At 55.7% G+C, this 21,295-nt stretch carries 19 protein-coding genes; 3 read left to right on the top strand and 16 right to left on the bottom strand.

The window, feature by feature from the left end:
- Positions 1–73: 73 nt before the first annotated feature.
- Positions 74–655: a nucleotide exchange factor GrpE gene (locus tag IEW17_RS07995; protein WP_188561512.1), complete on the bottom strand. Its 582-nt coding sequence runs from the start codon at positions 653–655 to the stop codon at positions 74–76.
- Positions 656–801: 146 nt separating this feature from the next.
- Here IEW17_RS07995 and IEW17_RS07990 point away from each other — a divergent pair, with 146 nt between their 5' ends.
- On the top strand, positions 802–1,452 hold the full coding sequence (locus IEW17_RS07990; RefSeq protein ID WP_188561511.1) for a GIY-YIG nuclease family protein: 651 nt from the start codon (positions 802–804) through the stop codon (positions 1,450–1,452).
- 1 nt (position 1,453) lies between these two features.
- Here IEW17_RS07990 and obgE read toward each other — a convergent pair whose 3' ends face one another.
- The 5 genes from obgE to IEW17_RS07965 form a co-directional block, all read right to left on the bottom strand.
- Positions 1,454–2,443, bottom strand: a complete 990-nt coding sequence (obgE, locus tag IEW17_RS07985; RefSeq protein ID WP_188561510.1) for a GTPase ObgE — start codon at positions 2,441–2,443, stop codon at positions 1,454–1,456.
- A gap of 179 nt (positions 2,444–2,622) precedes the next feature.
- Positions 2,623–3,246: an adenylate kinase gene (locus IEW17_RS07980; protein WP_188561509.1), complete on the bottom strand. Its 624-nt coding sequence runs from the start codon at positions 3,244–3,246 to the stop codon at positions 2,623–2,625.
- 73 nt (positions 3,247–3,319) lie between these two features.
- Complete coding sequence (hpt, locus tag IEW17_RS07975) at positions 3,320–3,859, bottom strand: hypoxanthine phosphoribosyltransferase (RefSeq protein ID WP_188561508.1); 540 nt, start codon at positions 3,857–3,859, stop codon at positions 3,320–3,322.
- 275 nt (positions 3,860–4,134) lie between these two features.
- Positions 4,135–6,399, bottom strand: coding sequence for a sodium-translocating pyrophosphatase (locus IEW17_RS07970; RefSeq protein WP_188561507.1), 2,265 nt, complete (start codon positions 6,397–6,399; stop codon positions 4,135–4,137).
- A gap of 154 nt (positions 6,400–6,553) precedes the next feature.
- Positions 6,554–7,468: a M20/M25/M40 family metallo-hydrolase gene (locus tag IEW17_RS07965; RefSeq protein ID WP_188561506.1), complete on the bottom strand. Its 915-nt coding sequence runs from the start codon at positions 7,466–7,468 to the stop codon at positions 6,554–6,556.
- Positions 7,469–7,582: 114 nt separating this feature from the next.
- On the opposite strand from IEW17_RS07965, the gene IEW17_RS07960 reads away from it, so the two are divergent.
- Together IEW17_RS07960 and IEW17_RS07955 are read left to right on the top strand one after the other, a co-directional pair.
- Positions 7,583–8,836, top strand: a complete 1,254-nt coding sequence (locus tag IEW17_RS07960) for a tetratricopeptide repeat protein (protein ID WP_229748876.1) — start codon at positions 7,583–7,585, stop codon at positions 8,834–8,836.
- 8 nt (positions 8,837–8,844) lie between these two features.
- Positions 8,845–10,218, top strand: coding sequence for a hypothetical protein (locus tag IEW17_RS07955; RefSeq protein ID WP_188561505.1), 1,374 nt, complete (start codon positions 8,845–8,847; stop codon positions 10,216–10,218).
- A 39-nt stretch (positions 10,219–10,257) separates the two neighbouring features.
- On the opposite strand, the gene IEW17_RS07950 is transcribed toward IEW17_RS07955, so the two are convergent.
- From IEW17_RS07950 to IEW17_RS07905, 10 genes are read right to left on the bottom strand one after another with little or no spacing between them, the layout of a single operon-like run.
- A complete protein-coding gene (locus IEW17_RS07950; protein WP_188561504.1) occupies positions 10,258–11,328 on the bottom strand; it encodes a glycosyltransferase family 4 protein in 1,071 nt (356 codons plus the stop codon).
- A gap of 10 nt (positions 11,329–11,338) precedes the next feature.
- Entirely contained in the window at positions 11,339–12,475 is a 1,137-nt protein-coding gene (gene rffA / locus IEW17_RS07945; RefSeq protein WP_188561503.1) for a dTDP-4-amino-4,6-dideoxygalactose transaminase, read from the bottom strand.
- Between the two features lie 44 nt (positions 12,476–12,519).
- Complete coding sequence (locus tag IEW17_RS07940) at positions 12,520–13,248, bottom strand: GNAT family N-acetyltransferase (protein WP_188561502.1); 729 nt, start codon at positions 13,246–13,248, stop codon at positions 12,520–12,522.
- A complete protein-coding gene (locus IEW17_RS07935; protein WP_188561501.1) occupies positions 13,245–14,192 on the bottom strand; it encodes a glycosyltransferase family 2 protein in 948 nt (315 codons plus the stop codon). The genes IEW17_RS07940 and IEW17_RS07935 overlap by 4 nt, the downstream gene beginning before the upstream one ends.
- A 59-nt stretch (positions 14,193–14,251) precedes the next feature.
- On the bottom strand, positions 14,252–15,472 hold the full coding sequence (locus IEW17_RS07930; protein ID WP_188561500.1) for a glycosyltransferase: 1,221 nt from the start codon (positions 15,470–15,472) through the stop codon (positions 14,252–14,254).
- 45 nt (positions 15,473–15,517) lie between these two features.
- Positions 15,518–16,705, bottom strand: coding sequence for a glycosyltransferase (locus tag IEW17_RS07925; protein WP_188561499.1), 1,188 nt, complete (start codon positions 16,703–16,705; stop codon positions 15,518–15,520).
- A 33-nt stretch (positions 16,706–16,738) separates the two neighbouring features.
- Positions 16,739–17,647, bottom strand: a complete 909-nt coding sequence (locus tag IEW17_RS07920) for a glycosyltransferase family 2 protein (RefSeq protein WP_188561498.1) — start codon at positions 17,645–17,647, stop codon at positions 16,739–16,741.
- Positions 17,648–17,689: 42 nt separating this feature from the next.
- On the bottom strand, positions 17,690–19,087 hold the full coding sequence (locus IEW17_RS07915) for a lipopolysaccharide biosynthesis protein (RefSeq protein ID WP_188561497.1): 1,398 nt from the start codon (positions 19,085–19,087) through the stop codon (positions 17,690–17,692).
- A gap of 26 nt (positions 19,088–19,113) precedes the next feature.
- Positions 19,114–20,238 (bottom strand): GDP-mannose 4,6-dehydratase, encoded by a 1,125-nt coding sequence (gene gmd, locus IEW17_RS07910; RefSeq protein WP_188561496.1) that lies wholly within the window; start codon positions 20,236–20,238, stop codon positions 19,114–19,116.
- Between the two features lie 46 nt (positions 20,239–20,284).
- Complete coding sequence (locus IEW17_RS07905) at positions 20,285–21,289, bottom strand: glycosyltransferase family A protein (RefSeq protein WP_188561495.1); 1,005 nt, start codon at positions 21,287–21,289, stop codon at positions 20,285–20,287.
- Positions 21,290–21,295: the final 6 nt, after the last annotated feature.

The following is a 21,295-nucleotide window of genomic DNA, read 5'->3' as shown; positions in this document are numbered from 1 at the left end:
CTCGTTCAGTCGTAATAAGGTCCTTAAACTTTGTTTTATGCGCAAAATGCTCAGGATGACAGTTAGTTTAAACCTATTGCCCTAGCACCACTTTGGCGTGGCGAATCACTTTATCACCTAAATAATAGCCTTTCTCCACCTCGTCCACGATTTTCCCTTTCAAGTCGTCGCTGGGCGCGGGAATCTGGGTGATAGCCTCGTGCAGCTCGGCATCGAAGTCGCCACCCTTGGCCTCCATGGCGGTCAAACCCTTTTGCTGCAAGGTTTTGTTCAGCTTACTCTGAATTATTTCGATGCTTTCGCGCACGGCGTTGGCGTCGGTGGTAACGGCCGTGGCATTGCGGGCGCGCTCGAAGTCGTCGAGTACCGGCAGCAGGGCCACCATCAGTTCCTGGCTGGCAGTTTTGAACAACTCAATCCGCTCCTTAGTAGTGCGGCGCTTGTAGTTCTCAAACTCGGCGGCCAGGCGCAAATACTTGTCTTTGAGGTCCACCAGCTCGGCGTCGGTGCGGGACGCCTCGGAAGCGGGCGCACCAGTGGCCGTCATATCCGGGTCGGTGGTTTCGCCGCCTTCGTTATCGGCCATTTCGCCAGCGGTGTGGCTGGGGTCAGTGGTCAGATTGTCGTCCTGGGGCAGGTTGTTATCGTTAGCCATTTGCGGAAATATTCGTCGGAAAGGGTTTTTCACGGGGTTAGCCGGTTAGTCACGTTGCGGGCGCAATTCACTTGCCAAAGGGGCGTGGGCTGCCATAGTGGCATTAGAAGTTTCTATCTTTACAGCTCTACAAAATATCAAAGTTGATGAACCCTTCCGCACCATTTTCTACTCAGTTAAGTGTCGTTTATGTTCTAACAAATCCAGCAATGCCAGGCATGGTTAAGATTGGACGCACAAGTCATGACGATGCAAAGACCCGAATTGACCAACTGTACACAACTGGTGTTCCGGTCCCATTCAATCTAGAATTTGTCTGTAAAGTCCCCAACTCAGAGGAAGTAGAGAAAGCCTTACACCTTGCTTTTGCGCCGCATCGGGTAAATCCCAAACGCGAGTTTTTTACGATAGAGGCCAGCCAAGCAATCGTGATTCTGAAGCTGCTCCATGTCCAGGACGCAACGGATGAAATTGAAAATCAATCGACAACTATTGAAATCGCACAATCGGAAGTTGATGCTGGCACTCAGCTTAAGAAGAAGCGCCCGCCACTCAATTTCACAGAAATGCAGATTCCTCCTAACGCCCTACTCACCTGCAAGGTGAATGCGGTAAGCGTAACAGTAGTAGATTCTAAAAGGGTACAGTTGAATGGAGAAGAAATGTCATTGACTGCTGCAACGCGCAAAGTATTAAATATAGATTACAGCGTTGCCCCAAGTCCTTATTGGTCTTTTAATGGGAAGCTGCTTCAGGACATCTACAATGATACCTATGGACAGTTAGGTGACGAATAATCTACTCATGCAACGCCTTCCAAATCATATCTTTCAGTTGCACGATGTTCTTATTGGCTAGGCTGGAAATGAAGATGGCGGGCACCTCAGCCGGAAGCGACTGTCGGATTTCGGCCTCCAGCTCCTCGTCAATCATATCGGACTTGGTGATGGCCAGCAGGCGTTTCTTGTCCAGCAGGTCGGGGTTGAACTGCTCCAGCTCGCCGATTAGCACCTTGTATTCGGCCGTAATGTCGGGCGAGTCGCAGCTTATCATAAAGAGCAGCATGGAGTTACGCTCGATGTGGCGCAGGAAACGGGTGCCCAGTCCCTTACCCTCAGCCGCGCCCTCGATGATACCGGGAATGTCGGCCATCACGAAGGATTTGTAGTCACGGTAGGCCACCACGCCCAGGTTGGGCACCAGGGTGGTGAAGGCGTAATCGGCAATCTTAGGCTTAGCCGCCGATACCACGGACAGCAGCGTGCTTTTGCCCGCGTTAGGGAAGCCCACGAGACCCACATCGGCTAGCAGCTTCAGCTCCAAGACGATGATGGCTTCAATGGCCGGCTCGCCGGGCTGCGCGTAGGTGGGAGCCTGGTTGATGGAGTTCTTAAAATGGTCGTTGCCCCAGCCGCCGCGCCCGCCGGGCACGAGGGTGAGCCGCTGGCCGTGCTCGGTGATTTCCAAAATGTGGGTGCCATCCGGGTCGCGGGCCACGGTGCCGAGCGGCACTTGCAGCACGATGTCTTCGCCCTGCGCGCCGCTGCGCAGGTTTTCGCCCCCGCCCTCGCCGTCTTTGGCAAACACGTGTCTCTGGTATTGCAGGTGCAGCAGGGTCCAATGCTGCGAGTTGCCTTCGAGGATGATGTGGCCGCCCCGGCCGCCGTCGCCGCCATCGGGGCCACCGTTGGGCAGGCCCTTGGCCCGGAAAAAGTGGTGCGAGCCCGCGCCGCCTTTGCCCGAGCGGCAGATGAGTTTAACGTAGTCGATGAAGTTACTTGAGGCCACAGGAATTGAAGTATTAAGGTAAAAAACGGTCATCCTGAGCGTAGCGAAGGACCTTATCACGTTAGGAAGGACGGCAGAACAGACGTTCAAATGCCGGTTTTTCTAACGTGATAAGGTCCTTCGCTACGCTCAGGATGACAGTCGTATTAAAAGATGACAGTCGTGTTAAAAACGTAAAGTTACGCCTTTACCTCGTTGGTTGCGGCGGCCGGAGTTTCGGGCACGGCAGCTTTGTGCTGGTCAATCAGCCCGCAGATTTCGGCGAAGATGCTGTCAATCGGGCCAATGCCGTTGAGGGCGTGGAATTTCTTTTGGGTGGCGTAGTAGCCGGCCACCTGGGCGGTTTCGGTGTTGTACACCTTCACGCGGCGGCGAATTTTGGTTTCATCCTGGTCGTCGGGGCGGTTGCTGGTTTTGCCACGCTCCAGCAAGCGGGTCACTAGCTCCTCCTCCTGCACTTCGAGCGCAATCATACAGCCAATGTGAGTGTTGTGCTCGGCCATGAGGTGGTCGAGACTTTCGGCCTGGGCCACCGTGCGCGGGAAGCCATCGAAAATAAAGCCACCTACCTGAGGGTTGGTTTCCAGGGCGCTGCCAATCATGCCGATAACGACGGCATCGGGCACCAGCAAACCTTCGTCCATGAGCTTTTTGGCGGTGAGGCCAAGCTCAGTGCCTTGGGCAATCTGGGCCCGCAGCAGGTCGCCGGTGCTCAGGTGCACCAGGTTGTAATGGGCGATGAGTTTCTGGCTCTGGGTTCCTTTACCGGCACCGGGCGGGCCAAACAGCACGATATTCAACATGAACAAGAAAGTTGCGCGAGGGAGAAGGTTTGGTAGGTTTGGGCAAGTTAATCAATCGGTAACAAAGGACCGGCTACACGGCCACGTACACATCGGGCAGGTTGCGCCCCAGGCCATCGTAGTCAAGACCATAGCCCACCACAAAGTCATTGGGAATTTCCAGCGCCACGTAGCGCAGGTCGAGCTCGTGCCGCAGGCTGGCCGGTTTGTAAAACAAGGTAGCAATCTCGACCGAAGCCGGACCTTTGGCCAGGAGGGTGGGCAGCAAGTGGTGCATGGTCGTGCCCGTATCCACAATATCTTCGACAATAATGATGTGGCGCCCCTGGATGTTTTCGCGCAGGCCCAGCACTTCCTGCACCACGCCGGTGCTATCAGTGCCCTCATACGAAGCCACGCGGATAAAGACAATCTCGCAGGGTTCCGTCATCCGCTTGAGCAAGTCGGAAGCAAACATGAATGCTCCCGTGAGCACAACCACAAACAAGGGTTCCCGACCGGCATAATCGGCGCTCAGCCGGGTTGCCAGGGTACTCACCGCTTCATCGAGCGCAGCGGCGGGCAGGTAGGGCCGAAAAACTCTATCGTGAATGGTAACGTGCGATTGGCCCATGCGGCGCGGGGATAATGAGCCGCGAAGTTAGCCACGGATTGACCGTACGGCCCCGCGAAAGTTTCGGATTTATTTGCCGGGCAAAGCGGGAGTCACATGAAGTGAAACCTCATTCACTAGGCCAGCCGCTAGCTCGGTGCAGCTTACACCCTGTGGGAAATTCATGAAAAAGGCCGCTACCAAAATGGCAGCGGCCTTCGATTACCCAGCTTTTCAGCAATGAATTACCATCTATTAACTATTGAAAACAGAGCGGTTCAGGGTGCTGAAAAAAATTATTTTACTTGACGCAGAGCCGTGAGAACAACCTTGGCAGCGGCCGGAGCAAGGCTTTCGGCGTAGCGCACGCGGGGTTGCACCGCCGTTTCAATGCGCTGTTTTTCCAGCTGCACCGGGGCCATGCCACGCTCACCGCCTTTTTCGGCGATGTGAGGCGCAATTACCAGCGACACAATGCTCATCAGCTTGATGAGAATGTTCATGCTTGGGCCCGAAGTATCCTTGAACGGGTCGCCCACGGTGTCGCCGGTTACGGATGCTTTGTGGGCATCCGAGCCTTTGTACTGCATCACGCCGTTCACCATCACCCCTTTTTCAAAGGACTTTTTGGCGTTGTCCCAGGCACCACCAGCGTTGCTCTGAAACATGGCCATGAGCACGCCACTCACCGTGACACCGACTAGCAGACCACCCAACACCTCGGGCGAAGACGCATTCGAAAACATGCCCCGGCAGCCGAACCCCACGATAATCGGCGTGAGCAAGGCAATTGCGCCCGGCAAAATCATTTCCCGAATTGCGGCTTGAGTCGAAATAGCCACGCACTTTTCGTACTCCGGCCGGCCCGTGCCCTCCATGATGCCCGGGATTTCGCGGAACTGACGACGCACTTCCTGCACCATGGCCATGGCAGCCCGGCCCACGGCGGCAATTGCCAGCGAGGAGAAGATGAAGGGAATCATGGCCCCGATGAATACGCCCGCCAGCACGGGGGCCTTACTGATGTCGATGGACGTAATGTTGGCCGTACCCATGAAGGCAGCGAACAGCGCCAGCGAGGTCAGGGCCGCCGAGGCAATGGCGAAGCCCTTGCCGGTGGCGGCAGTGGTGTTGCCCACGGCATCGAGGATGTCGGTACGCTCGCGCACTTCCTTGGGCAGCTCGCACATTTCGGCGATGCCGCCGGCATTGTCGGCAATGGGACCAAAGGCGTCAATGGCCAGCTGCATGGCGGTAGTCGCCATCATGCCGGCAGCGGCAATGGCCACGCCGTAGAGGCCCGCCGCTTCGTAGCTCAGCACGATACCGGCGGCCAGCACCAGAATGGGCAGCACCGTTGATTCCATGCCCACGGCCAAACCGCCGATGACGGTAGTGGCGTGGCCGGTGCTGCTTTGCTGAATGATGCTATTCACCGGGCGTTTGCCCATGGCGGTGTAGTACTCGGTGATGATGCTCATTAGCGTACCAACCACGAGGCCGACCAATACGGCATAGAATACGTGCAGGGCATCGAAGCTAATGCCCCGGATAGTAAAATTGCCAGCCGGCAAAATCCACATGATGAGGCCATAAGAGGCAACGGCGGAAATGGCCACCGAGATGTAGTTGCCCAGGTTGAGAGCGGCCTGCACGTTGCCTCCCTCCTTCACCCGCACGCACAAAATACCGATAAGCGAGGCCAAGATGCCCATGCCCGCGATGGCCATCGGCAGGAAAATTGGCGAGAGGCCCCCGAATTGGTCGTTGGTCACGGTTACTTCGCGGCCCAGCACCATGGTCGCCAGAATGGTAGCTACGTAGGAACCAAATAGGTCGGCTCCCATGCCGGCGACGTCGCCCACGTTGTCGCCCACGTTATCGGCAATGGTTGCGGGGTTGCGGGGGTCGTCCTCCGGAATCCCGGCTTCCACTTTACCCACGAGGTCAGCGCCCACATCCGCTGCTTTAGTATAGATGCCGCCGCCCACGCGGGCAAACAGGGCAATGCTTTCGGCGCCGAGCGAGAAACCGGTGAGAACTTCCAGCGCCTTTACCATTTCCATCCCATTGGCGAGACCGCTGGGCACGAACATCTTATAGAACACGATGAACAGTGACCCCAGGCCCAGCACAGCCAAACCGGCCACGCCCATACCCATCACCGAACCACCCGAAAACGACACGTTCAGGGCCGTGCTGAGGCTGGTTTTGGCTGCCTGCGCCGTGCGCACGTTGGCTTTAGTGGCAATTTTCATCCCGATAAAGCCGGCCAGGGCCGAGAACACGGCCCCAAGCAGGAAAGCAATGACAATAACGGGGCTGGAGTTGCCGCTGGTGCTGCCCAGATAAAACAGGAAGGCCCCCGCAATGAGTCCAAACAGGGCCAGCACCTTGTATTCGGCTTTGAGGAAGGCGATGGCCCCATCGGCGATATAGCCGGCAATGGTGGTCATGCGCTCATCACCAGCATCTTGCTTAGTCACCCAGCCGGCCCGCAGCCAAGTGTAGAGCAATGCGAATATGCCCAGCGCGGGCACAGCGTAAAGGTATGGGGTCATAAAAGGGGAATAAGAACGGAAAAATGTGAAAGTGTGTGTTTTCGGCCCGCAAAATAGCGGAAATTGCTACGAAAATCACTTCCCCGTTCAGGCCCCTCGAAAAAAGCACCTTTGGTTGGCTCTTCAACAACTGAAAAGCTGACCATCAGCCGCGCTACAATTCCTGCATTAGCACCCGGTACAACGCCAGCATACTTTCAATGTCGCGCTTGTCCACCAGCTCGTTGGGCGTATGCACATGGTCTTCGGGGGCCCCGATAAAGCACCAGTCCCACGGCGCAGCCGCGTGTTGCAACTCCTTGGCATCGGAGCCACCACTGCCTTCTACTTCGAGTTGGTGCGCGATGCCCGAAGCTGCGGCAATGGCCCGAATACGGTCGACGTAGGCGCGGCGCGGAATGAGGGAATCGCGCAGCGAAATGGCACAGCCCTGACCAGCATGTACGCCTTCGGTAACCCAGGTAATGTCCGAAATTAAGGCTTGGCGCACGCCATAGGTTTCGTAGATAAATTTAGCCAGGTACGCCACGGAACCGCCGCCGTGCTCTTCCCAACAGGAGAAGGCAATGATGCCGTGTTCCAGCGTTTCACAAAGACGCAGAGCATTCCACACCCCCAGACGGTTGTCGAGGTAGCAGCTTTGCACCGTGGTGACCGTTTCGCGAAAGTCACAATAGAACGTAAGCTCGGTCCCGCGGTCAATCTCACGGTGGAACGCGTAACCCAATTCACCCGTTTCATTATCAACAGTTAACGTACAATCTACCAGTCCTTGCGAATCTTGTCCCACCAATCGGTAGCCGGCCTCTACTTGCGGACCGCCGATGCGTACCAGTTGCCGACCGTAGCGCACCGTGAACCCAATACTGTCAAGATGCGCAAAAATGGCCGTGCGCGGCTGACCAAACACCAGCAGTATGCAGTCCTGAAACCGGTCGTCAGCGACAATTTCGGGCCGATGCTCCCAGCTGGCTTGGTGCTCGTGCACGTAGTTCAGCACAAACTGGGTGAGGGCGGCTTCATTACCGGCGGGGGCCGGGACCCGGCAGAGGGAGTGCAACAGTTGCATGGACAAAGGGAAGTACGCCCAAAAGTAAGTCAAAGTCCGTACTTTAGCAGGCCCGTAAATGGGTTCCAACCAGTAATCGATTTACAGTTTGGGTCTATCTTCTACTATCAATTTATGCTGCGTACGCTATTTTGGGTCTGCTTGGGGCTGCTTATGATGCCGCTACTGGGCCGGGCCCAGACACCCGATACCATTCGTACGTCGCCGCCCATCCCCACAGTGGCCCTCGATACGGTGGGCGTTCTGCCTTCGGCCATCGACACCAAAGGCTGGCTCCTGCTCGATAAAGACATCCAGCAGGAACTGGACGGTGCAGTTAACAACATTTACAACTTCAAGTACGACCGGGCGGAAAAGCAGTTTCGTTCGTTGCGGCGGCGGTACCCTAACCACCCCATGCCGTATTTTTTATTGGGACTGAATACGTGGTGGAAAATCGTGCCCACGCAGCTTCAGACGCTACAATACGACAAGACCTTTTTGGCCTACATGGACACGGCCGTCACCAAGGCCCAGCGCTTGTACGATGCCGATAATAATAACTACGAGGCCAGCTTTTTCTTATCGGCCTCCTACGGGTTTTCGGCGCGGCTGCACGGCGAGCGGCACGACTGGCGCAAGGCTACCGTAGATGCCCGCCGCTCACTCAACTACCTCAAGAAGAGTCAGGAGGCGAATGACCTGAGCCCGGAATTTCAGTTCGGGCAGGCGCTGTTCAACTATTACTCGGTTTGGATTGGCGAAAACTATACCCTGCTCAAACCTGTGCTGCTGTTCTTTCCCAAAGGCGATAAGAAAGTGGGGATTCAGCAGTTACGTAGCGTAGCCAACAACGGCTTCTACACCGCGACTGAAGCCCGGTCTTTTCTCATGCGTATCCTTAAAAACGAGGAGAATAATGCCGAGGAGGCCATGCCAATAGCAAAGTATCTCGCCACCACCTACCCCGACAACGGCTATTTTCAACGCTTCTATGCTTTGCTGGCCTACGACCAAGGCGAATTTGCCGACTGCGAGCGGGTGAGCCGCGAAATTCTGGATAAGATAAACCGGGGCATGCCCGGCTATGAGGGCATCAGCGGGCGCTACGCCAGCTACTTTCTGGGCTACCTGATGCAAAACCGCTACCGCGACATGGCCAAAGCCAAGGACTATTACCAGCGGTGTATCGTGTTTGCCGAAAGCACCGGCGACAACTCTGGCGGTTTCTACCTGTTTTCCAATGTTAACCTTGCCCGCATGGCGGTCAAAGCCAAGGACTTGGCGGCAGCAAAACGCTACTATACTGTAATACTGGATAAAGCCGACCGCAAATCGGAGCAGCACAAAGAGGCTAAGGCGTGGCTGAAGAAAAACGGTAAGTCCTGATTTAGAAGATGGAACTCTCCGATTTATTTTTAGCTCCCATCTATCTGGGCATCCTTTATGCCTTGGCGTATCTGGTTCGCCCGGCAGTCACCAACCAATTTACCAAGCCTTATTTCATTCCGGCCCTGACGCTGAAGTTTGTCGGGGCCATCGGGCTGGGACTGATATATCAGTTTTACTACAACGGAGGTGATACGTTCAATTACTTCTATCATGCCAAAATCATCAATTCGGCATTCGACAAGTCATTCGCAACCGGCTGGAAACTCCTCCTCGATGGGGGCGGCGATAACATTCCCGAGACGGCTCCCTACGTGGTGCAAATGTTTTGGCACCAAGCCGGGTCTACCGAATACTTAGTTTCCCGCTTCGCAGCCTTTCTGGGTCTGTTTTGCTTCAATAATTACACGGTTATTGCGTTGCTATTCGCTACCATCAGCTTCAGTGGAATATGGGCGATGTATATCACATTTGCCAAAATAAGGCCGCACGTATACAAGCAACTTGCCTGGACGGTATTTTATGTGCCATCCATGTTTTTCTGGGGCTCAGGACTTCTTAAAGACTCTTTGTGTTTGGGTGCCTTGGGGTGGCTGTTTTACGCCCTCTATCGGGGCGCGGTGCAGCGACAGGCCGTACTCAAGTGCGCGCTGATTGGTTTTGCTGCGGCCTATGCACTATTCTCAATCAAAGTATATATTCTGCTATGCTTTCTTCCTGGCGCACTGCTTTGGGTTTTCAACGAAACTAATTCCCGCATCAGAAATCAAAGCGTGCGCCTACTAGCAAAGCCCCTGTTTCTAGCGTTGGGCGGGGCACTAGCTTTTTATGCTGCCACTAATCTTACCAAAGGAGACGATAAGTATGATGTAGATAAAATTGGCGAGCGTAGTAAGATTACTGCTGACTACCTCTACCAGCAAAGCGTCAAACAAGAGGGCGCCGGTTATTACTTAGGTGAGTTGGATGGCAGCCTAGGCAGTATGGCCAAACTTGCGCCTCAAGCCGTGGGCACCGCCCTCTTCCGCCCATTCGTTTGGGAAGCCCACAACCCAGTGATGTTGCTTTCAGCCTTGGAGGCTGGCTTTATCTTGCTTTTCACCCTGCGCATTTTTTGGCGAACAGGCGTGGCACGAACGTTTGGTATCATCGGCCAGCACCCGGTACTGGTACTCTGTTTTGTATTTGCGGTGGTATTTGCGGCATCCGTCGGCATCACTAGCTCCAATTTTGGAACACTAGTGCGCTACAAAATCCCCATGATTCCGTTTTACCTGGGTGGGCTGTACATCTTGCAAAGCTTGGCTCAAACCAAGGCAGCAGTTAAATCAGTCGTGCGAAATCGTGCTTCCACAACGGACCGACGCGCCCAGGCAGCATAAGGCATTATGCTGTTTTCTGATTGCGTTAAACGGTTGCTATTATCGAAATAAAGCCAGAAAGTTGGGGGTATTAGCCACAACCGAGTACCGCGTCTCGATGGTCGCCCGGGCGGCTTTACCAAGGTGCTGTCGCAACGCGGCATCAGCCAGCAGTTGCCGGAGGCTGGCTTCCCATTCGATGGGGTTAGCACACACGAAACCGTTCTGACCGTGCTGCACCACCTCCATGTTCATTCCCACTGGCGACACCAACGCTGGAATACCTAATGCCATGTATTGCAGTGCTTTGAACGCACATTTGCCTTGCGCCCACAGGTCATCTTTCAGCGGCATCAGACCCACGTGAAACCCCAGTAGGTCCGCGATTTCGGTATCTTTTTGCCAACGAACAAAGACCAGGGAGCGGAGTGAAAAGGCGGGCGGCTGATTGGAAATTACCCGGAACTCAAATTCCAGCCCTTCCGCTTCCAGTTTTGCTAGCACGGGCACCACCTGGTCCAAGTATTTAAGGGTAGAGTGTGTACCCGTCCAGCCAATCACCAGACGACCGGGCGCCGTTTGGTCACGCACTTGGTTGTGCAGGTTTACCGTGTCGATGGTGGTGGGGTTGACGACGGTATTAGGGTTGAATTGCCCGGCATAATTAGCCAGATAGATATTGCCACAGCTGTTTTTGTAAGCCCATCGACAAATATCGGCCACTTTGTGGTGCCACTTTACTCCTGCCGCCACCTTGTTGGTTTCTGTGGTGTTGGCCAGCCAGATGGCATCGTCAAAATCGTAGATAATTTTCCTGCCCAGCACCTTTGCAATCAGCCACTCGAACACGGGCGGACCAACCGGCGCCGCCTCCCGATGCACAAAAACGAAATCGTAAGTGGGTACGGAAAACAGCAATAACAGCCGGCGAATAAACCCCGCCAAAATTCCTCCTGCTTTTTTAGCGGCATGGCCAGGCTGATAGAGAATACTCCAAGTAGCCACCGATATAAATGGGGCGAGCCGATAATAATGGCCGTGGGCCGTTAGCGCGTCGAGGTACTGCTCAAAGCGAAAGCGCTGCGATGGAGCACGGCCAAGTGGATACGGAATCAAGAATAAAATACGCACGGAAAGGAGATTAATACATGTGAAAGAAGTCCAGCACGGCATCAGTAATACGGCGCTGGTCGGGTTCAATCAACTCGTAGAATAGTGGCAGGCGTACGAGACAATTGGCGTAATGGGTGGCCCAAGGCAGGGACCGGCCGTCATGCTGAGCCGCGTAGTAGGCGCTGCTGTGCAGGGGCTGGTAGTGAAATACCGCCCATATGCCGCGCCCTTTGAGATGCGCAATGAGGGCTGTGCGCTCAGCTAGGCTGCGGCATATGAGGTAAAACAGATGACCATTGTTAGTAGCGTAGTCGGGCAGCACGGGCAGACCAATTCCCTGGCTCAGCAACGGCTGTAGCGCCGCGTAGTAGCGCTGCCAAATAGCCCGGCGCTGGCCTTGAATATCGGCTAAGTGCTCAATTTGCGCCCACAAATACGCAGCAATAATGTCCGAAGGCAGGAACGAAGAGCCTATATCCACCCAACCGTACTTATCTACTTCTCCCCGATAGAATGCCGAGCGGGTGGTCCCTTTCTCACGAATAATTTCGGCTCGCGCCCCCAACCGAGTCTCGTTGATGGCCAGCATGCCGCCCTCGCCCGAGATTATATTCTTGGTTTCGTGAAACGAGAAAGCACCCAGTGTGCCCAGCGTGCCCAGGGGCTGCCCCCGGTAGTAGCTGTCAATGGCGTGAGCCGCATCTTCCACCACGGCCAGGCTGTGCCGGTCGGCCACGGCCAAAATGGTGGTCATCTCGCAGGCAATGCCCGCATAGTGCACCGGTACGATAGCGCGCGTGCGGGGCGTTACCAAGTTTTCGAGGGTGCTGGTATCGAGATTAGGATTGAGCGCCGTGCTGTCGGCAAATACGATGTGCGCCCCGCGCAATACGAATGCATTAGCCGCACTCACGAACGTGAACGACGGTATGATGACCTCATCGCCCGGCTCGATGGCGAGCAGCAAGGCTGCCATTTCCAGCGCATCGGTGCAGGAGGTAGTAAGCAGCACTTTTTGAAAACCCCGCTCCTGCTCGAAAAACCGATGCACTCGCTCCGTAAACATTCCATCGCCGCTGATTTTACCGGAACGCACCGCTTGCTCGATGTAACGTGCCTCGTCGCCCGAAAAATACGGCTTGTTGAAGGGAATCGGAATGTGCATGGCAGGACAAAGCTACGCGCCGGCCAGTGGGCTGTCCACGCTCATCACAGCCACAGGTGGTAGTAATGTTCGGTGCGCAGCAATTTAAATCCGCACTGCTCGTAAAACTGCCGGGCCGGTTGGTTGACTCCCTGCGTCACCACGCGCAGCTCGGTGCACCCCTGATGCCGGGCTTGCTGCTGGGCCATCTGCACTAAGCATTGCCCCACATGCCGGCGCCGGGCCGTGGGAGCCACCGCCAGCAACGCAATGCTGGCCGTCTCGTGGTCGCGCGCTTCAAAGGCCAGCATACCCGCCACTTTCTCGTTTTCCGTGGTGGCCACACACACCAAGCCATCCGCCAGCACTTGGTGCAGCCAGCGGGTATAAAGCGCCCGGAATGCCATGTCGCCAATTCGAGCGTCGCGCCGAAAACGAGAATATTCTCCGCTCCGCCACGCGAGTTCTTCGAGCGAGGGAGTGAACTCCGTAGCCATTGCCAAGGCAATGCCAAGCGGCAACGGTGCCAGCGAAATGCCGCTAGCGAGCAATAGTCGGTAGGTCAGCCGAACATCAGCGAGCCATCCCCCAGCAGCCTGCACTGCCGCTGAAGCGGCAGTGCAGGCTGGGTTCACCAGCAAATACAGCAACTTGATGCCGGACGCTCGACACTGCGCCATAGTCGTAGACACCGCCGTGGCCGAACCGTCGGCCCCGACTACTAATCGTGCCACCGGAAATCCCAGCCATTCGCTGTCCCAAGCCAACAACTGCACCTCCGCTCCCAGCTTCATAGAAGGTAAGCATTATCAGTAGCCTCGTCCACGATGTAAATCGGGCGGTTTTTCACCTGTTCAAATGTTTTGCCGATATAAAGCCCCACCATGCCGAGCACCGAGAGCAGCAGCCCCGAAAAAAACCAGATAGAAATTATCAGGCTGGCGTAGCCGGGTTGGGAAATTTGCCCCACCCAATACCGGAATAAGGTCACAGGCACGAATAAAAAGGCTCCCCCCGCCAATAACAAGCCGGATTTTATGGTTAAACGCAGGGGTTTGTCAGAATTAGCAAGCAAAATATCCAGGGCCAATCGCAGCCGCTGTCCCAAACCATAGCTGCTCAAACCGATGGCGCGCTCAGCGTGCGCTACGTCAAGATACGCCCTGCGAAAGCCCACCCAGCGCACCATGGTGGGGAAGTAGCGAATATTCTCGCGCATAGTCAGCACAGCGGTAATTACCCGCCGGTGGTAAATCCCGAAGTTGGCCACCGCCGCGTCCTGCGGCGTATCGGTCAGAAAAGTCAGCACCTGGTAAAACAGGCGTGAGAGTATTTTTTGACTCCACGAATCCTGCCGGTTGGTGCGGCGGGCCAGTACTAGGTCGTAGCCCAGTTGCGCCCGAGCCAGAAGCGCGGGAATCTCCTCGGGCTGGTCCTGCAAGTCACAGTCCAGCACTACCACCCATTCTCCTTGGCTACAGTCAAGCCCAGCAGTAATAGCTTGGTGCTGGCCGAAATTGCGGCTAAGACGGATGCCCTGAATGCGCGAGTCGCTGACCGCCAGTTGTTTAATAATATCCCATGAATCATCGGGACTACGGTCATCGACCAGCACGATTTCATAATTCTGCGTGAGGGGCTCAACACTGGCCCGGATACGCCGCACCAGTTCTTCCACAAGGGCCTCCGCCCGATAAACCGGACTGACAACAGAAAGAAGCGGACGAGTACTGGACACAAGGCAGGACTAAGAGCGGCAAAAGTGCCGGAACGCAGCTAAATTTAGGCAAAAACGCCTTATTGCGCGGTGGCTGCCCCCGGTAGCAATGCTTGGTACGCTTCGCGGGCCCGGTTGAGACTACGGTAGCGCACGGCCAACTCGTGGATGCGGGCCCGATGCCCGGGCATGCGCATCAGTGCGGCCAGCCGGGCTAGAGCCGCCGGCACGCTACCCGGCTCAGTCAAGTCAAATACCGCACCGCCCGCTTCGGCTTCTACAATGGCGGAGTCATCCCCCACCCCCGGCGTAACCAAAACGGGTAAACCGCTGGCCCAGTACTCGCCAATTTTGATGGCCGAACAAAACCGCCGACAGGGCGCGGGGCGGATGGGCGAAAACGCAAAGTCGGCCGCCGACAAGTAATTGGGCACTTCGGCGTGTGGGGCTTTGGTCACAAAAGCGCGGTCGGGCCCAAGGCCGACGGCTTCCAGCTTACGGCGCACCTCGGCCTCGGGGTTGGGGGTGAGAATTATCAGGCGGAATTCGGGACCGAAATGATTGGCCGCCGCCTGGAACAGCTCAAAGGCCTCCTCATCATAGTAGATATCGCCAAACTTCCCCACGTAAATACCCACTACCGGGGCCGGGGCCGTGTAGCCCAGGCGCTGGCGTACCCGCTGGCCCGCAGTGGCATCATAGGCAAAGGCCATTGCATCGACCGAGCACGGTACTGTCACGATGCGGTCGGCAAGCACCCCCTCACTAATAAGCTGTTGGCGGTAGTTTTCGGCTACCGGCATCAAGCCCAAGGCCAACTGCTTCTGGCGCTTCTCCCAGTGCCGCTGAAAGAGGTAGCGGGGATCGTAGGCTCGCCAAACGCCCGACTCGCGCATGTAGTCAGCGTGCGGCTCGAAGGACTCGACGTAGAACGGCAGCTTGATTTTCTGCCACACCAGATAGGCCAGCGCCCCGGCCGGCGCGCCCCGCGCAATCATAAAATCGGGTTTAAACTCGGCAATCTGCCGAATCAGCTCCTTTGGGAAACGGGTGAAATCCTCAATTTTATTGAGAATAACATTGCCGCTGGGCCGGGAGCGCAAGGGCTCAAATGAAATCTTGCCCGCAGCAAATCCCGGTTCAAACACCAGTGCCGCTTGGGCATCCGAACCGCGCTCGATAGTGACCAAGCGCACGGCCGTCACATCAGGGCGGTCCTGTAGTAGTTGCAGGTGTGGAAAAACCGTGGAGGTAGTCAGGCCATCGTTCAGCCCCCAATAGCTCAGAAATAGAATACGCATGAAACGAGAGTAGGACAGCTGTACCTGGCTGTTGTCGCTTAAAAGCTAAAATAAAGCAGCATAGGCCTCCCGGGCACGCTCTATTGAACGGTATCGGACGGCCAGTTGATACGTATTAGCACGGCAATCTGAGGCTTCCAATAGCGCCTGAAGGGTTAACAGGGCTATTGGCACACTACCGGGCTGCTCCAAGTTAAATACTGCGCCGCCACCTTCGCGCTCAATGATGGCGGAATCGTCGCCGACTCCTGCGGTAAGTAGCACGGGCAAGCCATTGGCCCAGTATTCGCCTACCTTAATAGGCGAAACGTAAGGCGTTGGTCGGTGCAAGCCGAAGCCAAAGTCAGCGGCAGACAAGTACCTAGGTACTTCAGAGAAGGGCGCAAATACAACCTTTACCTGCGCCGGTTCGATACCGACAGCCGCTAATTTAAGCAAAATTTCGGCGGCCGGCTGCGGACTCAGAACCAACAGCCGAAAAGACGGGCCAAAAAAATCGGCCGTTTTCCGGAACAAGACAAATGCTTCGTCGTCGTAGTAAATTCCTCCGAATTTACCTGCGTATACGCCTACCAACGCGTCGGGCGCAAATCCCAGGCGCGCGCGCGTCTGCCCACGCTCCTTGGGGTCAAAAGCAAAGTCGACGAGATTTACCGAACAAGGCACGGTGATTACCCGCTTGGGTGATACCCCTTCCCGCAAAAGCTGCTGACGGTAGTTCTCGGCTACGGGCAGCAAGGCCTGGGCATGCCGCTTCTGCCGGTTTTCCCAATATTGCTGAAATAAGTAGCGCGGGTCGAATCGTGACCAGACCCCCACTTGGCGCATGTACTCGGCGTGAGGCTCAAAAGATTCAACGTAGAACGGAATGCCTATGCGCTGCCATACTAAGTAGGCCAGCGAACCGGCCGGAGCACCGCGCGCCAAGATAAAGTCAGCTCCAAACGCTTTTGCCTGTGCAGCCAAAACCCGTGGAAAACGCAAAAAATCCGCTGTTTTATTTATTAGCACATTCCCCCCGGGCGGAGAAAGCAAGGGCGCAAACGTGATTTTATTGGTCGTGAAAGACAATTTGAGCGCGGGCGGCCTAAGCGCTGATTCTTCCCGCTCTATCGTCACGAGCTGAATGGCCTCAACATCGGCTCGGTCCTGAAGCAGGCGCAGGTGCGGCAACACGGTCGCAGTCGTCAAAGGGTCTTCAAATCCCCAATAACCCAGAAAAAGTATTCGCATCGCAGCTTGGTACGAAATAGGCGGAGTGAAGGGTTAGCGTCCAAGCCGGCCCTTCAACCATTGGATTGATGAAGGGCTGCTCAGGCAGCGCAACAGCAGCCCGGCAGCCTGCTGTAACGGCAGGCCGGGGGCAGCCTGCCGGGCATACGCGAGGGCTTGGCGGCGGTGGCCATCTATGTGGGCATGAATGGCACACAGGTAGTGTAATCGCCCCAGCAGGCGGCGGCGCTGGTCCGGGGTCAGGGTCAGGTGCTGCTGCATCCAGCCGGCGGCAAGGTCGAGCCGACGGATAAGCCCTTGGTTATCGGCCCGCATCGACCGCTGGTCGTGGTCGTTCATGGTCAGCGTCAGCGCGTCAACCAGTTGCACGGCATCGCGCTGGGTGTTCTGAAGCATGAACATCCAGTCTTCCACAGCCGCATACCGGCGGTCCTCCTCAAACGGGTGCAGGGCGGGGTTTTCCCGCCGCACGCATACGTTGCACGCTAGCACATTGCCCTGCAAAAAAGTTTCAAACCCCAGCGGCCCTGCTGGCAGCGGGTGCAAACCGCTGGGCCGATGTTCCCCGTCACGGGCGAAATCGTACTTGGTGGCAATGAAGTTGGGGCGCGGATTCTGAGCCCGAATGGCGGCGTGCAAGGCAGCAAGATGACCAGGATGAAACAAGTCGTCGGAGTCCAAAAACAGCACATACTCACTGGTAGCCCGCGCCAAACCGTAGTTGCGGGCCACCCCACGCTCCTCGTTGACCTTGGGCAGGTACTGCAAACGCGAATCGGTGTAAGCGCGCACTACGGCGGCCGTGTGGTCGGTGCTGCCGTCGTCCACTACCAAAATCTCAAACTCAGCAAACGTCTGGGCCAGCACCGAGTCCAGTGTCAGACCAATAAGGTCAGCCCGGTTGTAGGTGGGAATAACGATGGAGAAAAAAGGGGTGTTCACAGTTGCTTATCAGTCAAGTAAAGAAGAGGCCCTGAAATTGCTTTAGCCGAAAAAGTGCACCAGTCCGATGCGTAGTCCTTTCAGCACAGCCAGCGTAACCAGCACGAGCAGAATGCTGCGGATAGCCACGCGCAACACCGGCAGCTTGAGCAAGTGCAGGATATGCATATCTATAAGGAAAGTAACAACCAGGCTACTCACCCCAAACAGCAGCATCCCCAGGTTCAGGTCGTGCGTGTAGGTGCCCAGCGTCAGGCTGGCCGCCCGGCACAGCACCAGCAGCGCGGTGCCCAGCAGCACGGTGCGCTGCTTCCGAAATACCGCATAGATGGGACTGGTGGCATAAGAAGCCAGCTTAAAAATGTAGTAGTAGCCCAAATAGGCAGTGAACACGCCGGCCTGCTCCCAGCGGGCGCCAAAAGCAAACTTGAAAATCCAGTCGCCATATACGGTAATGATTCCGAATGGAAGTAAGCCCAGGTAAAACAGCTTGTTGTAGAGGCCCAGGCATAGCTGCTTTAGTCGCTCGGGCTCCTGCTCATATATTTCAGTGGCCTTCTGCAAAAAAACCGGAGCAATAGCATTACCAATCAAGCCGATAGGCAATTCCAGCAGGCTGGTCGAAAAGGCGTATAGCCCAACCGCGGTAGTTCCAAACGAGCTGGTGAGAAAGAAGACGGGAAGCTGGGAAGCCAGCGTGTTGAGGTAGCCGGTGGGCATCACAAAAAACGGGTACTCCCGGTATTCGTACGCTACTGCCCGGATGCGCACCCAGGAAAACGAGCGCCACACCTCCCCCACCTGCCGGTGAATACCACTGAATAGCATCGTACCCGCCCCAGTTAGCTTACTAAACAAGTCGCCCAGCAGCAGACCCGTCGGGCTACCGTGCAGCACCACCCCCGCCCCCAAGGTGAGGGCGCGGCCAGCCAGTGAAGTGCCCACATCGATGCCGGCGCGCTTACCAAAATCCTTGGTTCGCAGGTACCAAGAGTTCATGAGCATCATCATGTTAAATAAAAACACGCTGACCGGCACCATGTACACCCAATTGCCCAAGGCCTCTGCGCTGAGCAGCCGCAGCAGTGGTTGCTTGAACAGAAACACCAGCAGCAGCATTACCAGCAGCATCCCGATGGCCAGCACCATGCTTAGCTGCACGAGGGCATAGAACCGCTTGCGTAGCCGCGGCAGCAGAAACGCCGACGGGTAAGCCAGCGTGGACAGCAGCGCGATGTTGCCGACCATGGTATTGAATACCGCAAACAAGCCATAAGCTGCCGGAGCGTATAGCCGCGACATAATAGGGGTGACCGCAAAGCCAATAACGGCCACGGCCGCTGTTCCCGAAAACGTAACGGCGAAGTTTTGCGCAAAGGAACCTTGCTGCCGCAACGCCTGCACGTTGCGGCGCACCACATTCTGAGCCCGCTTAATCACGCCCTCTTGGTATGAACCCTAGTAGCTTACTGGTGCTGCTCATGCTGCCAGTTCACTTTGTGCCCACCTTTCATTAGATAAGCATCGCGCTTAAACAACTCGACATCAGCCTGCATCATATCCTTCACCAGGGCGGGCAGGTCATACTTAGGTTCCCAGCCCAGCTTGGCCTTGCACTTGGTCGGGTCGCCAATGAGTAGTTCTACCTCGGTGGGACGGAAGTAGGCTGGGTTCACGCGGCAAACGATGGTACCGGTCGCCACTTGGTATTCGCCCATGGAGCAGTTTACTACGCGGGCAATTTCGCCCACGCCTTCCCCTTCAAAGGCCACCTCCACGCCTACTTCGGCAAAAGCTAGGCGCACAAAGTCGCGCACGGTAGTAGTGATGCCGGTAGCGATGACGAAATCCTCGGGCTCGTCTTGCTGCAAAATGCGCCACATGGCTTCCACATAGTCTTTAGCATGGCCCCAGTCCCGCTTGGCATCAAGGTTGCCGAGCGAAATATCGTCGCGCATTCCCAGTACAATCTGGGCTACTCCCCGCGTTATTTTGCGAGTCACAAAGGTTTCGCCGCGCAAAGGGCTTTCGTGGTTGAACAGGATGCCGTTCACTGCGAACATGCCGTAGGCCTCGCGGTAATTCACCGTAATCCAATAGCCGTAGAGCTTGGCCACGGCATAAGGCGAACGCGGGTAAAAAGGCGTAGTTTCGCTCTGAGGTACTTCCTGCACCAAGCCATAAAGCTCCGAGGTGGAAGCTTGGTAGATTTTGGTTTTCTTGGCAAGACCTAGTAAGCGCACAGCTTCCAGAATGCGCAGCGTTCCTACCCCATCTACGTCAGCCGTATATTCAGGGGCATCAAAGCTCACCTTCACATGTGACATAGCCCCAAGGTTGTAAATCTCGTCGGGCTGCACCTCCTGAATGATGCGAATAAGATTGGTTGAATCCGACAAATCGCCATAATGATTGGTGAGGCGAGGATTTTTGCGGCCGTGCTTATCGGCCATCAGGTGGTCAATGCGGTCAGTGTTGAAAAGCGAGGAACGGCGTTTCAAGCCATGTACTTCGTAGCCTTTTTCGAGTAGGAGTTCGGCCAGGTAGGCACCATCCTGACCCGTAATACCGGTAATGAGGGCAACTTTCATATCGTTTTGCTTCGCTGGTAAAGTGCGGACGGGCATCAGCCTAAGCCTAGCCCATTGCCTTGGTCAATTGATTATTTTTGAAAAGAAATTCGGTAGGATGTACACGGTTATACTCAGCCATAAATTTGTCGGCCACCACAAAAGCTGCGGCCAGCTGAGCATTGGCACTAAGGGGCGCGGAGTTGGACGAGTATCCAGTAGGCATCGTAGCATTACTCTGGTAGTCAGGACGTTTTAGTATCGCAAAAAGCACTCGTTTAAGTGGCCGTAAAGGTTTTTTCAACCACTCAATGTATGGCACACGCTGCCGCAGTAGGCTGCCCAGGTCATTGCCAAAGCGCTTATCGTAATAATAGCGCATTCGGTCAGCCTCCCGGGAGCTGGTATCGGCCCCTTTGCCTTGGTTCATAACCCGAAAGTTACTCTGCGGATTTTCAATCCGTACGCTAAGCATAGCTGTGCTCCAGGCTAAGCTCACGTTCAGGCTGGTGATACGATAGGTGAATTCTGTATCAACCTGCACAACGCCGGTGTGAAACAATCCCGTAATGGCCAGCGAGCTGCGCCGGATAATGAGCGGTAGCCCAATCATCCAGACAACTTCCTGGTGCAAAAGCCAGCGGCGGTAGTTCTCGGCTACGTCGTCGTAAAGCATGGCAGAATCCAGATGCTCAATGTGTATCAGCCCGGTATTACCCGCCAACACGTCTACTTCCGGATTGGCCAGCATAAATGCCTTAGCCTCCTGGATGGCCGGATAACAAAAAGCATCGTCGTCGGTCACTAGCTTCAATACTTCGCCCTTGGCCCGTAGCATCGCCTTGTTAAAGCCGTGGGCCTCACCTCGGTCGCGCTCCGATACAAATTGCTGAATCAGACCAGCATCAAATAAACCTTGCAAATATTCCGGCGTTCCATCCTTGCTTCCCCCGTCAGCCACTACAATTTCCTCGTCGGACTGCCGGGCCGCTATCAACCGCTCCACCACCTGCTTCAAGTAAGGCAGCTTGTTGTAAGTAGTGAGGACGTAAGAGAGTGCGTAGTCGGGCATAAATAA

Origin of the sequence: Hymenobacter frigidus (assembly GCF_014640435.1) — a bacterium.
Taxonomy (GTDB): domain Bacteria; phylum Bacteroidota; class Bacteroidia; order Cytophagales; family Hymenobacteraceae; genus Hymenobacter; species Hymenobacter frigidus.
The sequence above is the reverse complement of the archived record's forward strand: the minus strand, read 5'-3'. Positions and strand labels throughout refer to the sequence as shown.

What these genes read in the sequence shown, in the direction of transcription:
- IEW17_RS07995 (WP_188561512.1), bottom strand. Translation starts at nt 655, where the DNA reads ATGGCTAACGATAACAACCTGCCCCAGGACGACAATCTGACCACTGAC.
- IEW17_RS07990 (WP_188561511.1), top strand. Translation starts at nt 802, where the DNA reads ATGAACCCTTCCGCACCATTTTCTACTCAGTTAAGTGTCGTTTATGTT.
- IEW17_RS07980 (WP_188561509.1), bottom strand. Translation starts at nt 3,246, where the DNA reads ATGTTGAATATCGTGCTGTTTGGCCCGCCCGGTGCCGGTAAAGGAACC.
- hpt (WP_188561508.1), bottom strand. Translation starts at nt 3,859, where the DNA reads ATGGGCCAATCGCACGTTACCATTCACGATAGAGTTTTTCGGCCCTAC.
- IEW17_RS07970 (WP_188561507.1), bottom strand. Translation starts at nt 6,399, where the DNA reads ATGACCCCATACCTTTACGCTGTGCCCGCGCTGGGCATATTCGCATTG.
- IEW17_RS07965 (WP_188561506.1), bottom strand. Translation starts at nt 7,468, where the DNA reads ATGCAACTGTTGCACTCCCTCTGCCGGGTCCCGGCCCCCGCCGGTAAT.
- IEW17_RS07960 (WP_229748876.1), top strand. Translation starts at nt 7,583, where the DNA reads ATGCTGCGTACGCTATTTTGGGTCTGCTTGGGGCTGCTTATGATGCCG.
- IEW17_RS07955 (WP_188561505.1), top strand. Translation starts at nt 8,845, where the DNA reads ATGGAACTCTCCGATTTATTTTTAGCTCCCATCTATCTGGGCATCCTT.
- rffA (WP_188561503.1), bottom strand. Translation starts at nt 12,475, where the DNA reads ATGCACATTCCGATTCCCTTCAACAAGCCGTATTTTTCGGGCGACGAG.
- IEW17_RS07940 (WP_188561502.1), bottom strand. Translation starts at nt 13,248, where the DNA reads ATGAAGCTGGGAGCGGAGGTGCAGTTGTTGGCTTGGGACAGCGAATGG.
- IEW17_RS07930 (WP_188561500.1), bottom strand. Translation starts at nt 15,472, where the DNA reads ATGCGTATTCTATTTCTGAGCTATTGGGGGCTGAACGATGGCCTGACT.
- IEW17_RS07925 (WP_188561499.1), bottom strand. Translation starts at nt 16,705, where the DNA reads ATGCGAATACTTTTTCTGGGTTATTGGGGATTTGAAGACCCTTTGACG.
- gmd (WP_188561496.1), bottom strand. Translation starts at nt 20,238, where the DNA reads ATGAAAGTTGCCCTCATTACCGGTATTACGGGTCAGGATGGTGCCTAC.
- IEW17_RS07905 (WP_188561495.1), bottom strand. Translation starts at nt 21,289, where the DNA reads ATGCCCGACTACGCACTCTCTTACGTCCTCACTACTTACAACAAGCTG.